The sequence below is a fragment of the Methanocorpusculum petauri genome (genome assembly GCF_026891975.1).
Classification (GTDB): domain Archaea; phylum Halobacteriota; class Methanomicrobia; order Methanomicrobiales; family Methanocorpusculaceae; genus Methanocorpusculum; species Methanocorpusculum petauri.
In genome coordinates this window covers 51,164-64,196 of record NZ_JAPTGB010000013.1, presented here as the reverse complement: position 1 = coordinate 64,196, position 13,033 = coordinate 51,164, and the positions used below count along the sequence as shown (strand labels likewise).

General features: G+C 54.4%; 14 protein-coding genes. 4 read left to right on the top strand and 10 right to left on the bottom strand.

What is annotated here, in order from left to right:
* Positions 1-406 precede the first annotated feature (406 nt).
* The 6 genes from O0S10_RS07015 to O0S10_RS06990 all read right to left on the bottom strand — a co-directional run bounded on the left by O0S10_RS07015 (position 407) and on the right by O0S10_RS06990 (position 6,678).
* Positions 407-1,312 carry a type IV pilin N-terminal domain-containing protein gene (locus O0S10_RS07015; protein ID WP_268925173.1) on the bottom strand — a complete coding sequence of 302 codons (906 nt, stop codon included), beginning with the start codon at positions 1,310-1,312 and terminating at the stop codon, positions 407-409.
* Entirely contained in the window at positions 1,302-2,186 is an 885-nt protein-coding gene (locus O0S10_RS07010) for a hypothetical protein (RefSeq protein ID WP_268925172.1), read from the bottom strand. The genes O0S10_RS07015 and O0S10_RS07010 overlap by 11 nt, the downstream gene beginning before the upstream one ends.
* A complete protein-coding gene (locus O0S10_RS07005) occupies positions 2,186-2,812 on the bottom strand; it encodes a hypothetical protein (RefSeq protein ID WP_268925171.1) in 627 nt (208 codons plus the stop codon). Before O0S10_RS07005 ends, O0S10_RS07010 begins: the two co-directional genes overlap by 1 nt.
* The gene (locus O0S10_RS07000; protein ID WP_268925170.1) at positions 2,809-3,597 is read right to left on the bottom strand and encodes a hypothetical protein; all 789 of its coding nucleotides are present in this window, start codon (positions 3,595-3,597) and stop codon (positions 2,809-2,811) included. Before O0S10_RS07000 ends, O0S10_RS07005 begins: the two co-directional genes overlap by 4 nt.
* Positions 3,598-3,970: 373 nt before the next feature.
* The gene (locus tag O0S10_RS06995) at positions 3,971-5,482 is read right to left on the bottom strand and encodes a molybdopterin-binding protein (protein ID WP_268925169.1); all 1,512 of its coding nucleotides are present in this window, start codon (positions 5,480-5,482) and stop codon (positions 3,971-3,973) included.
* Positions 5,476-6,678 carry a molybdopterin molybdotransferase MoeA gene (locus tag O0S10_RS06990; protein WP_268925168.1) on the bottom strand — a complete coding sequence of 401 codons (1,203 nt, stop codon included), beginning with the start codon at positions 6,676-6,678 and terminating at the stop codon, positions 5,476-5,478. The genes O0S10_RS06995 and O0S10_RS06990 overlap by 7 nt, the downstream gene beginning before the upstream one ends.
* Before the next feature lie 200 nt (positions 6,679-6,878).
* Between O0S10_RS06990 and modA the strand changes: the two genes are divergently transcribed.
* From modA to O0S10_RS06970, 4 genes are read left to right on the top strand one after another with little or no spacing between them, the layout of a single operon-like run.
* Entirely contained in the window at positions 6,879-7,676 is a 798-nt protein-coding gene (modA, locus tag O0S10_RS06985) for a molybdate ABC transporter substrate-binding protein (RefSeq protein ID WP_268925167.1), read from the top strand.
* 6 nt (positions 7,677-7,682) lie between these two features.
* Positions 7,683-8,165: a tRNA (N6-threonylcarbamoyladenosine(37)-N6)-methyltransferase TrmO gene (gene tsaA / locus O0S10_RS06980; protein ID WP_268925166.1), complete on the top strand. Its 483-nt coding sequence runs from the start codon at positions 7,683-7,685 to the stop codon at positions 8,163-8,165.
* 3 nt (positions 8,166-8,168) lie between these two features.
* The gene (locus O0S10_RS06975) at positions 8,169-8,975 is read left to right on the top strand and encodes an ABC transporter permease (RefSeq protein WP_268925165.1); all 807 of its coding nucleotides are present in this window, start codon (positions 8,169-8,171) and stop codon (positions 8,973-8,975) included.
* On the top strand, positions 8,968-10,023 hold the full coding sequence (locus O0S10_RS06970) for an ATP-binding cassette domain-containing protein (protein ID WP_268925164.1): 1,056 nt from the start codon (positions 8,968-8,970) through the stop codon (positions 10,021-10,023). The genes O0S10_RS06975 and O0S10_RS06970 overlap by 8 nt, the downstream gene beginning before the upstream one ends.
* A gap of 39 nt (positions 10,024-10,062) precedes the next feature.
* Here the strand turns inward: O0S10_RS06970 and O0S10_RS06965 are convergent, their stop codons facing one another.
* The 4 genes from O0S10_RS06965 to mfnA form a co-directional block, all read right to left on the bottom strand.
* Entirely contained in the window at positions 10,063-10,272 is a 210-nt protein-coding gene (locus tag O0S10_RS06965) for a TOBE domain-containing protein (protein ID WP_268925163.1), read from the bottom strand.
* Positions 10,273-10,383: 111 nt separating this feature from the next.
* Positions 10,384-10,890, bottom strand: a complete 507-nt coding sequence (gene tsaA, locus O0S10_RS06960) for a tRNA (N6-threonylcarbamoyladenosine(37)-N6)-methyltransferase TrmO (RefSeq protein WP_268925162.1) — start codon at positions 10,888-10,890, stop codon at positions 10,384-10,386.
* Positions 10,891-10,939: 49 nt separating this feature from the next.
* Positions 10,940-11,650 (bottom strand): YkgJ family cysteine cluster protein, encoded by a 711-nt coding sequence (locus tag O0S10_RS06955; protein ID WP_268925161.1) that lies wholly within the window; start codon positions 11,648-11,650, stop codon positions 10,940-10,942.
* Positions 11,651-11,931: 281 nt separating this feature from the next.
* Positions 11,932-13,032 (bottom strand): tyrosine decarboxylase MfnA, encoded by a 1,101-nt coding sequence (mfnA, locus tag O0S10_RS06950; RefSeq protein ID WP_268925160.1) that lies wholly within the window; start codon positions 13,030-13,032, stop codon positions 11,932-11,934.
* Between the last annotated feature and the right edge of the window lies 1 nt (position 13,033).

Here is a 13,033-nt window from a genome sequence, read left to right as displayed (position 1 = left end):
CGGTTGTCAAAGCCTGCTGCTTTGAGGATGGTGTCAAGAAGCCTGGCTTCTTCGGAGGTGATGTTGGCGGTGAGGGTAAGGCGCATAGCAGAAGGTTGTGGATATCCGGGTGACGCCATCAGACAGCACGGTTACCGTTACTTTCACCGGCCGCTTCACGGACGGGAGCAGCTCAGTGCTGTACCAGAATATGGTGACGGTGTGAGGCGGGGGCTTTGTTCCCAACGCCTGAAGCGTCTCTTCCTGTATGATCAAAAATTATCGGAAGAAAAAAAGTTTTGACTTTGGTTTTGCCCAGAGAAACCACGGAAAAAAGAGTGAGAGGATTAACATATCCCCGCTCATCAATTCTGGAACGTATTGATGGTTTTTGTGACATTTACGTTGGAATAAATTGAATGGTGCTTCAGGTAAAGGTAATTACTACTGTCTGACGTGCGACCATTTTCGTCCTTTCTTTGTCCTTCCAAATCTCGATCGTCACATAACAAACATATCCTTTTTTCAGATCATTATGAGGAATAGTAATCGTATCCATCTCTTTTTTCTCTACTAATTTCTGATCTGTATATACCGTCCCTCCTGTTTCGTTGTTGTACACAGTCACCGTAATCTTAGTCCACTCATAATTTGCCCAGTGTGCCATAAATTCTACAGGGGTGCCTCCTTCTGGCAAGGGATAGTCCTGATATAAGTTCTGTTTTCTAATTTTCTCTACTAAATTTATCATGGCGTCACCACTGCCAAATGTGAATTCAGCGTGGTTGGGATGGAAGATATTCTCGATATTCTCGCCTATTACAGTCGGCGGTGGCGTTGGTACTACTGTTGGTACTGCCGATGGTTTTGGTGGTGTTACTATCCACTCATCCGGCACCATATCCCCGACCGGCAGCACCATCGCCTTTGCGCCCATGTACAGCAGGGACGGACGGTTTCTGCTGTCCAGTCCGACAATTGACAGAACGTTCAGTATCCCCGCATCAAACTGGATTTTATCTCCCGTTGCCCACACATCCGTCTCAGCAGGAGATGAACCCGTACTGCTCCCGCTCTTTATCAGCCTCACCTCCACATTCTCTTTTTTCGCTGTATCGTAAAACACCAGATTTTTCAGCGGCAGCACATCCCCGCCCGCATGATACAGACTTTGTCCGTCCGCCGACACCTGAAATCGCACATCCGGCGGCGTTCCCGCCGCACTCTCCAGCGCCGCAAACATCGAAAGGCCGATGAGCGCTCCCGCTATCGCCACCAGACCAATCAGCAGCGCAATCGCCACAACCGGAGCAACACCCTCATCAGCTTTCATAGCGGTTCACCAGTGATACATCATATGTCGCCTCGCGGATAGAGACCTTCACCCGCATCTCATCGCTTCCCGTGATCTTCAGTGTGGTCCAGTCCGAGTTAATCTCTGCCGTTACCATATTCTCAAGTGAATTATTATACTTCCCATAGCGGATCTTCGCCTCATAGAACAATGCATACCACAAACGTATCTGGTCCGCATCCTTGCCGGAGAAAGAAATTGTCAGTGTCCTGTTCTCCGGCCCGACCTGAGTATCTTTACGCTCAACAAACACGCAGTCCAGCGGCACACCCCAGTTACTGCTGACAGCAGCATCCCCGGTCAGATTCACCACTACCAAATCCACACGGGTGGTTGCATTGTCCAACTCATCCGGATAGACCTCAAGAAGTCCGGGCGTCAGCCACACCGCATTCCCGTTATCGCTCCGGAACACACCGCCGCCCTCGTACCCAATGCTCGTAGTCCCACGTGTCCCGCCAACCTGCGCAAAAATCCGATCAACACTCTTTCCATTGTCTCCCAGAGGGGGACTCAGAGGAAAACCACTGTTCCCACCCGACCACTCCATCCGCAGCACCCCGACCTCTTTCTCAAACCCGATCGTCGTCCCCGCCATTCCCGAACTTCCCGGCATCAGCATCGAAAACCGTGCGCCGGAAAGATTCACCTTCTCACTCACCCGCACCTTATCCATCGACAACTTCATATCCAGAAACGCATTCGACAACGCAATCGCATGCGAACTCTCCGCCTCCTTCAGCTCACCCGGCAGACTGATCAGCGCCCAGATACCGATCGCAAGCGCAATCAGCATCAGAAGAACCACAAACCCGATCACAACCGACGAAGCCGTATCACAATCGCGCCGCATCACCGCACCCCCATATCAAACACACAATAAGACACATTATCCCCACCCGGAATCACATCCACCAGCCGGTACTCAATCACCGCACGGCCATTCCCCGACACCTCCGACTTCGTACCCTCCGGCACCACAACCCGGAACTGATCCGAACCCGGCAGCGTGTACAGCACATTCCCCGCAGGCCCGAACGCACGCAGCGAATTATTTTTGCCAGAATAGTGCAGATACACATTGTCCGTGTACGCATTCGTACCGCGGTACGTCACCTCCGCATAGCAGTACGTTCCATCGTTCTCCATCGCGCTATCTCCGGCGCTCACGCTCAGCGTCCCCGCAGCCCGCGTAATCGGAAACGACAAAAGCTCCATCCCGCTGTCCGCCGCATCCGGCCCCAGCAGAAACACACTCTCCCGCACCACGCCTGTCGAATTTGCAATCCATACATTCTCCACCCCCGACTTAAACTCCGAAAACTCCATCTGAATCTTCGCCGTATGAATCTCCTCCATTTGCTCTCCCCCCGCCGGAATCGCATACAACGCCCAGATACTGAACGCAAGAATCAGCATCGCAAGAATCACCACAAAACTGATCACCTCCGACACTCCCGCATCACGCCCGCTCATCATGGAACAGCCCCCCGCATCACAACCGAATAATTCGCCGTCATCACCCTCACCGTACCGGAATACGATATCGTCCCATCATCGGAAACCATGACTGGAATAAGATCCACCAGACTCTTCGCAGCCGCCAGACTCTCTTCCGCACCGTTGATCATAATCTGAGGATTGGAATAGGAGGTAACATTCGTATCAATCAGCCGGTACTCAACCACCCCGAAACTGTTTCCCGAAACTGACGACTCCCCGCCATCAGCCAGACACGGCAGAACCATCAGCAGCGACCCGTCGGACGCATTCCCCACACTCGGTACAAGCACCAGCGAACGGGAATCGCGCGTCCCCGCAAGCACTGCCCCCGCCTCATACACCACCATCGAATCCGGCGCATAATTATTTGACGTCGCATAGCTCAGCCTCAGCAGATTATCATACCGCGTATCACCAACCGTCACCGTAACCCCTGACACCCCCGCCGACATCGTCGCAGACCCGATCCTCGGCGTAAACACCGGCAGCATCGACACAATCCCCCGCCTCGGCGTCGACAACTGAATCAGCACACTCCGGTTCACATTCTTCATCACCGGACTCTCCCACAACAGATCCATATCATACTTCAGATTCGAAACACCCTGCACCGCACCAAGCGCCAGCTCCCCCTCAATCGCCGCCCCGTTCAGCGGCGGAACAATCAGAGCCATACCAAACAGTACCACCACCACCAGCCCCATAATCAGCACAAAACCGATGATTTCCGTAACTCCCTCATCACACGCCGAACGGATCATATTACCATAGTAATACCTGCTTTGATCAGATATAGATTTGTGATCGCACAACATGACTTTGCGGATCATTCTAAAGCATTTTTTTGGAAAAATGCAGACTGGCAGGTGATGACTGTGAGTATCCGCATACCACACATGCACCTGCGGCGCATAACAGGGACACGCAGGAACCCGATATGCCAAAACAGCAGAGGAGACACATACCACCCGGAACCACACAGGAAAAAAATCCGCACACTCCCTAACACCCCCGGCTCCGCAACCGTGGAAAACTCAGAAACCAACCCCTCTCAGGAAAAAAACCATCGAACAAATCGCACGCAAAAACAACCCCATCCACGGAACCGTCAGACCCGGATACAAAAAAAGAAGATCAGGACCGGAACACAGCCGAATCCATCACCGCAAACAATTTCTGCATCAGAGGATCCTCCGCCATCTCCGTCCGGCACACCAGCCGCACCGCAGACCCGTCCGGCCCGCCAAACGAACGGACAAACACCCCCGTATCGCCGAGCACCGCAAGATCAGCCTCGTCCCGAATGCAGACCGCATGACAACAGTTCTTCAACAGCAGCAGCAGACCCGACAAACCACTAAAGTTCCCGCACCGAACACGGATACCGGCCTTCATCGCCGCCTCCGCAAGAACATCAAGAACCGGATCATACACCCCCGCAATCAGCACCGTCCGGTCAAGCTCCTCCCGCGGCACCGTAAGAAGCGCCGGAACCTCATCCCCCGCCTCAAAACCCTCAACCCCGTACGGAACACGGATCACCACATTCGACCGGACACCCGTCATCTGCACACTCGCACCCCGGGACTGCGGAATCACCACATACCGATCATTCACCCTGGCCGCCGCATGCAGACTGAACTCATCAATACCCCCCTCGGAAGAAATCGAATCGCCCAGCTCCACCTGCACAAACTCCTCAACAGGCCCCGTCCACCCCCAGCCCTCCAGAAGCTCACGGACAAACACGCGCAGAACCGTCTGCGCCGAAAGCGGATAACCCGGCAGACCAAACACCGGCTTCCCCGCAATAACACCAAACATCGCAGGCTTTGCCGGCTTCATCGCAACCCCGTGGAACAACAGCTCCCCCATCTCCGTAATCACCGACGCCGTAAAATCCTTCGTCCCCGCAGACGACCCCGCAGACACAATAGCAACATCATTCTCCGCAAGAACACGCTCCAACGCCCCGCGGATCAGCACAGGATTATCCACCACCGGCGGGTACCGCACAACATCAACACCAAACTCACGGAGATACGCCTCCGCCATCGGCGTATTACTCTCCACCACCTGCCCCGGAAGCGGCCGGTTCCCTGGCAGAATCAACTCCGTACCCGTCGGCAGAATACCCACCGAAATCCGGAAAACACTCACATGCGTAATCCCGTAAGAAGCAACAGCACCCACATCAAACGGTCGGATCACTGTTCCCGCAGGAAGAATCAGCTGCCCCTCCTTAATATCCTCGCCCGCCGCACGGACATTCGTCCCCGGATTCACCGACTTGCGAACCGTAATCTCATCCGGATCATCCCCGTCAAACCAGGCATCCTCAACACGGACAACCGCATCGAACCCCTTCGGAATCACATTACCCGTATTCACCCGCACAAACTCACGAAGAAGAACCGGCGCCTGATCTCCCGCCCCAATCGTCTCCGCCGACCGGACCGCAAAACCATCCATCGCCGAAACCGGAACCTCCGGAACCGAATACTGCGCATACAGCGATTCAGCAAGCCGGTGACCCACCGCATCAACAACCCGCATACGCCGGGAAGATACATGCGGCGGAACACTCGTAATAATTGTAACAGCCTCATCGGCTGTAATCTGATGCAGATAACGTTTCATTACCATAGATATACCTCCGCGACCTCTCCCGCCTCACAGCCGTCAAGACCGGCCGGAACCCGGATATAGCCGTCACTTCGTACAAGCGTATTCAAAAGACCCGACTTGCCGAAAATCGGCTCAGCCCGGCCATCCGGAAGAATCCGGACACGCACCAGATCCTCCCGCCCCTTCTCCGACGGAAAACTCATCGAAAGCGGGGCAGAAACACGCTTCGGCGAAAAAATCTCACCCGACATCTTCCGGAGCAGCGGTCCTGCAAACACAGAAGTGATCATATACGCAGCCGCCGGATGGCCCGGAAGACAGAGCACAGGGGTTGTCCCGATCGAACCGATAATCGTCGGCTTGCCCGGCGCAATAGAAACCCCGTGCACATCAACAGTACCAAGTTCAGCAAGAACACCCGCCGTGACATCCCGCTCATCCTTGGAACTCCCCCCCGAAACAACCACCAGATCACACGCCGCAGCCGCAGCCGCAAGCACCGGCAAAAGAGCCGGCGCCTCATCCGGCACAATACCATAAAAAACCGGCACAGCACCTGACTCACGCATAAACGAAATCAAAAGCGCACTGTTTGCATCCCGGACCTGACCCGGTTCCCGTACCATAGACGGAACAACCAGTTCATTCCCGGTCGAAATAATACCGACACGCGCCTGCCGCACCACCGGAACCGGATCAACACCAAACGCCGCAAGTACACCGGTTGCCTGGGCAGTTAGTTTCGTTCCTGCACGCAGCACCACCTCGCCCTCGGCAAAATCCTCATCCGCACGCAGCACATCCGCACCCGGATTAACCGGTCCTTTGATCAGAACCATATCCCCGGCAAGCTCCGTACTCTCCTGCATCACCACCGCATCCGCACCTTCCGGCATCACGCCGCCGGTTGGAATGTACTTCGTCGTCCCTGCCGCAAGACTGCCTGATGCATTCTGTCCCATCAGAATCCTGCCCGTCAGTCTCAAAAGTTTCGGCTTCTGCTCCGCAGCACCCAGCGTATCCACCGACCGGACAGCATATCCGTCCTTGACCGACCGGTGAAACCCCGGAATATTTTCAGGAGACAAAATCCTGCGCGACAGTATGCGGCCAACCGACTCTGCAAGCGGCACCAGCTCTTCCGGCAGAGGATGTGCCAGAGCCAGCAGAGTCTTTTCAGCCTCGGCAGAGGACACCAGCTTTAAAAACCTCATACAGCCTTCCCGCACGTGATCCCGGAGACGAGATGCTCCGTCCGTCTCCCTGTCGCTTCACATATCATATCTAACAACATGGTTGACAAAATAAATAATGATTAGTATTCCGGGGTATTGAACATAGTTAATTTAATCAGATTAACATTTTCAAAAAGATTAGATACTGTTATTATGATGAATCCGCATATGGTAAATTCATGAAACGTGTATCCGGACTGATACTCCTGACTCTGGCAGTACTCGCAGCTGTTATCTGTGCTGCAGGCTGTATCGGCACTCCCGCAGGAGACGAAAACAAAACACTCCTCATCTATGCAGGAGCAGGACTCAAAGGCCCCATGGCCGAAATCGGCACCGTCTTCGGCGAAAAGAATAGTGTTACCGTTGATCTGACCTACGGCGGCTCCGGAGTCCTTATCTCCCAGATGGAAACCTCACACCTCGGCGACGCCTTCATCCCCGGCGGTCAGCCTGACTACCAGAACGCCGTAAAAAAAGGCCTCGTATCGAACAACTCCCAGCTTGTTGCCTATCACGTCCCAATCATCGCCGTACAGAAAGGCAATCCCCTTGGCATTCAGACCGTTGCAAACCTCGCAAAACCGGGAGTACGGCTTGCCTTGGGTGATATCAACGCGACTGCGATTGGAAAAGCCGGAGTCAAAATCTTTGACAACTACGGCGTCACCGCAGAAATCGAGAAAAACGTCGTACTCCGCGGTGCAACCATCAACGAAGTAGTAACCGCAATGTCCACCGGAAACGCGGACGCCGCACTTCTCACCATGGACAACGCAAAAGGCGACCGGTTTGACCTAATCGAAATTCCGGTTACCGACAACTCGATTCTGATTGCGCCAATCGGCATTACCACCTTCACCACACAGCCCGAACTCGCCCAGAAGTTCGCAGACTTTGTTGTTTCCGCCGAGGGTAAAGCAATCTTTGAAAAGTACGGTTTCCCCGCATACCCGAACGAAAAGTACACGAGCTGAAAAGCGATGGAAGACACCTTCACGATCAACGCAATCGGCCGGCTCAGAACACCCTACACAGACATGATGCAGACACCGGTACAGAGCCTCTGCTCCACCGGGCGCGGTACCATTGAAGTAAAACCCGAGTACGCCTGCGGTCTCGATCAGATCGAGACCTTCACGCACCTGATGCTCCTCGTCCGGCTTGACCGTGCTCCCGCAGAACTGCTCGCAGAAAAACCAATGGTGGACGGCGGGGCATCTCACGGCATCTTTGCAACCCGCCACATGTCGCGCCCGAATAAAATCGGATTCTCCGTGGTGCGGCTTCTGGCACGCAAAGAAAACCTGCTGCTGATCGAAGGCATTGACCTTCTGGATGGAACACCGGTACTCGACATCAAACCCTACATCCCGGCGTTTGACGCAGTCCCGGATGCCTCATCCGGCTGGCTTACCCGTGAACATCTGGCAAACATTGCGGCAAAAAGCAAAAACCTCTCGTAAACCATGCAAAAAACTCCCTCCTTTTTTCAGGCGCTTTGCCTTGCCCTCACAGCCGCCGCAGTCATACTGCTCATCGTTGTCTTCGGCGGTCTGGTGATATTTCCCACACCCGAAGCCCTGATTGCAGCACTGACCTCGGAAGAGATCTGGTTTGCAGTACAGCTCTCGCTCATAACCGCAGTCACCTCCACATTCTGCTGCGTGGCCGCCGCCGTTCCGGTCGCATACATAATGACCCGAAAACCCTTTGCCGGAAAACGCTGGGTCAACATTCTTCTGAATCTCCCCCTGTCGCTCCCGCCGCTGGTGGCGGGCGTAGCTCTGCTGATCTTTCTCTCACCGGTCACCTCACCCGTCGGGCAGTTTCTCTCCGGATTCGGCATCTTCATCGTGTACACCCCGATTGCCATTGTAATCGCCCAGTTCTTTGTAAACCTCCCCTACATGATCCGGATCGCCCGCTCAACATTTGCCATGATCAGTCCGCGGTATGAACATGTAGCACGGACACTCGGATGTTCAGAGTGGCGGGCGTTTTCACAAGTGACACTGCCGATGGCAAAGAGCGGTCTTGCAGCAGGAATTGTCATTACCTGGTCAAAGGCAATGGGAGAATTTGGTGCAGTACTGATGCTTGCAGGAGCAATTGCGATGAAGACCGAAACACTACCCATTGCCCTGTTCCTGAATATGTCCACGGGAGACCTGGATATGGCGATTGCAGCAGCGCTGATCCTTCTGATAATCTCGGGTGCAACACTCCTCATCGTTGAGTACGCAGGCGACGGACGGAGTACAATCTATGCTTGAAATATCAGATCTGACACTTTCGCTTGGTGAGTTCCGGTTCACCGATCTCAGTGTATCGGTTGCAGACGGTGAGTACTGCATCATCCTCGGGCCGACCGGTGCGGGAAAGACCATTCTTCTGGAAACGATTGCAGGAATTCATCGCCCCGATAAAGGACGGATCCTTCTGGACGGAACAGATATTACCGATGCCCCGCCGGAACGGCGGGGCATCGGCATGGTCTATCAGGACTACATGCTCTTCCCTCACATGACAGTTCGGGAGAACATCGGATTCGGCCTCCGGCAGCGCGGCATATCTGGAGAAAACCGGGATGCCGCAGCCGAATCAATTGCAGAAACGCTCGGCATCGCCCATCTGCTGGATCGCTATCCCGCAACGCTTTCCGGCGGAGAACAGCAGCGCACGGCAATCGCCCGGGCACTGGTGCTTCGTCCCCGTGTGCTTCTGCTGGACGAACCGCTCTCGGCACTGGACACCGTAACACGTGAACGACTGCGACGGGAGATCAAAGAAATTCACACAAGAACCGGCGTGATGATTCTGCACATCACCCACCACTTCGAGGACATCTATGCACTTGCCGACCGCGTGGTGGTAATGAAAGACGGTGCGGTTGCGCAGGAGGGAACACCGGAGACAATTCTCCGCAGGCCCGCATCAGACTTTATTGCACACTTTACCGGAATGGAAAATCTCTTTTCCGGAACAGCATCCCCCGACGGGACCGGAACTGCAGAGATTGCAGTCGGACCGGTAAAACTGTTCGCCGCAACAGATCTCTCCGGTCCGGTACGGGTCGGCATCCGGCCCGAGGATCTTATCCTCTCAACCAGTCCGCTGGACTCCTCGGCCCGGAACTCGCTGCCCGGCATTGTTGCCGGGGTTGCGGAGAACGGCATCTACGCAAAGATCCCGGTGGACTGCGGAAACGGGATCATAGTAACTGCTGCACTGACGCGGCAGAGTGTGGAACGGCTGAAACTCTGTTCCGGTACAGAGGTCTGGGTAACATTCAAAGCAACCGCAGTACATGTATTCCGGTAACGGGACACAGAAAATGAAAGAAAAATGGGGGGAACTGATTTATTCGGTACCGATCATGACTTCGCTTGCCTTGATGATTGCGTAGGCTTCTTTGCCGACTGCAAGACCAAGGTTCTGTGCGGAAGTCTTGGTAACAACAGAGGTGATCTGCTGTCCGCCTGCGATCTCAATGACAACTTCGGTGTTGACCGCGCCTTCCGTGAGCTTCACAATCTTTCCTTTCAGCTGGTTTCTTGCGCTAACTTTCATGTTAATCTCTTATCATATAGGATGGCGGAAATGATAAATACACCTGTTTAATACAACTTGATTACAGTTCACCACAACCAATTAACCTTCATTTATAGGATCCGCAATAAGTTACTCGGATGTGTTTGATTTGCCACAAATAAACCGATCATCCGATCGTGCAGCTTCGATGTCATCCAGCTTCCCTTCAAACCAGCCGTAACGCTCCTGCGGGTACGCATCAAACGGCGGCACATACGGTTTGATGTCAAGCACCGGGGTTCCGTCGAGGATATCCACTTCCCCGATCTCCAGCCCATTGCCCTTTCGTCCCAGCAGTTTTACGATGGAGAGTCCGATCTGGTTCGGGCGGCGGGGCACACGGGTTGCAAAGACTCCGTGCGTCGTGGTATCCAGGAACGGTGTTGCTGTCAGGGAGAAACCTTCGCTTTTGTGCAGCTGATAAATCAGAATCAGACGGGTAAATCCCTCAATACCGGTCAGACCGTCGGCAAGCTCCGGCAGGACCTCAAGCGTTCCGGCAAAGGACTTTGCCGCGGGCGGCTGAATGGGCATCCCCGCAAGGCTCGTGTGCGGAGAGTGAATAACGCCGACCGGCCGATAGGTTACAGGTTCCATGAGGAAGTATATTGGTTTACTTTTAAGAAGAGTTACGCGGTTTTATTCCTTACCGGTACTCGGCAGGAACAGCTTCTTCCCGGGAAAACATCTTCCCGTCCCAGACATAGACGGTCGCGTGAGCAACCCCTTTCAAAAATTCGCGGGTACGCCGGTCATGATCGCGCCGCACGAACCGGATGTTCTCCTGGGAAAACTTTGCCGTCAGTGCCTCATGAAACGCGATCTCCTGTTCGAGGTAGGCAGTCTCGTAGGCAATGACAGCCGCCGCAGTCTGTGCCGTCTCTTCAGGAGGGATGACAGCATCATACTCTCCGTGCTCATCTAAACCGCTGATCTGCCGCCAGTCCACATGGCCGCGACTGTCCGGCTCGCGGTGGAGCATGTAGGGATAAATCCGGCAAATGGCAAAACGGTCTTCATAGATCGTACACTTTTTTTCCTCCGAGAGGAACACGCAGTCACCGTTTTGTTTCGTCCGGAGTGCATACCCGGACACATAGAAGTTCCCCGAAGCATCAGAGTAGGGAAAATCCGGTGCGGGCATCAGCATCTCCGGCGCAGACCTTCGTAATCGTTCTGCATCCGCGGACAGCAGAAACACATGGCCGTTGAACGCACGGGTACAGCAGCGGCCACAGCAGGTACAGGAAAATCCCACCTCTGCAATGATCTCCTCCAGTTTTTCTTTGGGATACGCCTGAAGAGCAGCAAGTTCGGTGCGGAGGGCGGCAAGTTCGGCATCGGGACTAACGGACATGACTGGGAATATACTTGGACGCAAAGGGATATGAGCATGATTGCTGCACTGTCCCGGCTGGTGAGCGGACAGAATGAAAGACCGCCGCCACGTACCAGATCTGGAGCCTCCGGAAAAATCAGTGAATCCATTTCGTACTAGTCCCCTCAGAGGTGTTGTCCATAAAGTCCCAAGACCCACAGAAAACACTGAAAGAAAAAAACATCACGGAACATACATGAACAACAAGGAAATAAATGAATTGAGGGGTAACGTCCCCGATCCCCGCACACAAAAAAAGATTATGCCTGCATTGCCGCAACATCGGCAAGGAAACACTCGATCACATCGCGCGTCACATGCGGCATTATCACAAACCGCAGATGACCCGCACGCGTATGTGACACCGTCCATCCGGCAGGTGCATCCCCACCGGAAAACGCCGCCACATTCATAATCGGATCCACCACCCGGTGGTAGCCGCATGCCTCCATCCCGTCAACCAGCCTGCGGGTATTCTCCATACATCCCGCAACAATCGCACGGAACCCCTCACGGCCCAGATGCTTCATCACCGCATACGCTCCCGCAACATCCGCACCCGGCCGCGTTCCGGCCAGCGTGCACTGCTTCTTCACCGTCAGATACGGCGTATCCACATTCAGGCAGCCGAACACCCCCGGATCACGAAGCAGCAGAGACCCGCACGGAATCGTTGCAAGTCCCATCTTATGCGGGTCCAGCGAAATCGAATCAACACCCGGCACCGCAAAATCAAACAGCGGAGGATTCTCCAGAAACGGAATTACAAACCCGCCGAACGCCGCATCCACATGACAGAAACAGTCATGCTCCCCGGCAATCCGGGCAACAGCAGGAACATCATCGATCATCCCGTACTCCGTCGTTCCCGCAACCGCCGCAACCGCAATGGTGTTTTTGTCCACCATCTCCGCCATCTTCTCCGTATCCACCGTGTAGTTCTTCCCGTACGGCACAATCCGCATCTCAAGCCCCAGCATATCACACGTCTTGTCAAACGAAAAGTGTGCGGATGCAGGAACCACAATATTCGGGTTCTTTACCTCCGGTTTCAGCTTCTTTGCAATCCGGATAGCCTGAAGATTTGACTCCGTCCCGCCTGAAGTCGAGTAACCCCCTGCATCAGGCAGATGCATCAGCTCCCCGAGGGAATGAATCAGCAGATCCTCAACCTTCGTCGTCCCCGGATACAGACCCGGATCTCCCAGATTCGTCGCACTAAACATCTCGTGCACCGCAACCGCAATCGGATGCGGAATCGTACACATGGAACTGAGGATATGATCATGATGCAAATCCTCAGCCCGTAAACCGGCGAGGAAGGAGAGAACCTCCTCCCTGCTGCACCCTTTATCCTCCATA

Coding starts and splice junctions, on each gene's coding strand:
- O0S10_RS07015 (WP_268925173.1), bottom strand. CDS start 1,312: ATGAAAGCTGATGAGGGTGTTGCTCCGGTTGTGGCGATTGCGCTGCTG.
- O0S10_RS07010 (WP_268925172.1), bottom strand. CDS start 2,186: ATGCGGCGCGATTGTGATACGGCTTCGTCGGTTGTGATCGGGTTTGTG.
- O0S10_RS07005 (WP_268925171.1), bottom strand. CDS start 2,812: ATGATGAGCGGGCGTGATGCGGGAGTGTCGGAGGTGATCAGTTTTGTG.
- O0S10_RS07000 (WP_268925170.1), bottom strand. CDS start 3,597: ATGATCCGTTCGGCGTGTGATGAGGGAGTTACGGAAATCATCGGTTTT.
- O0S10_RS06995 (WP_268925169.1), bottom strand. CDS start 5,482: ATGGTAATGAAACGTTATCTGCATCAGATTACAGCCGATGAGGCTGTT.
- O0S10_RS06990 (WP_268925168.1), bottom strand. CDS start 6,678: ATGAGGTTTTTAAAGCTGGTGTCCTCTGCCGAGGCTGAAAAGACTCTG.
- modA (WP_268925167.1), top strand. CDS start 6,879: ATGAAACGTGTATCCGGACTGATACTCCTGACTCTGGCAGTACTCGCA.
- tsaA (WP_268925166.1), top strand. CDS start 7,683: ATGGAAGACACCTTCACGATCAACGCAATCGGCCGGCTCAGAACACCC.
- O0S10_RS06975 (WP_268925165.1), top strand. CDS start 8,169: ATGCAAAAAACTCCCTCCTTTTTTCAGGCGCTTTGCCTTGCCCTCACA.
- O0S10_RS06970 (WP_268925164.1), top strand. CDS start 8,968: ATGCTTGAAATATCAGATCTGACACTTTCGCTTGGTGAGTTCCGGTTC.
- O0S10_RS06965 (WP_268925163.1), bottom strand. CDS start 10,272: ATGAAAGTTAGCGCAAGAAACCAGCTGAAAGGAAAGATTGTGAAGCTC.
- tsaA (WP_268925162.1), bottom strand. CDS start 10,890: ATGGAACCTGTAACCTATCGGCCGGTCGGCGTTATTCACTCTCCGCAC.
- O0S10_RS06955 (WP_268925161.1), bottom strand. CDS start 11,650: ATGTCCGTTAGTCCCGATGCCGAACTTGCCGCCCTCCGCACCGAACTT.
- mfnA (WP_268925160.1), bottom strand. CDS start 13,032: ATGGAGGATAAAGGGTGCAGCAGGGAGGAGGTTCTCTCCTTCCTCGCC.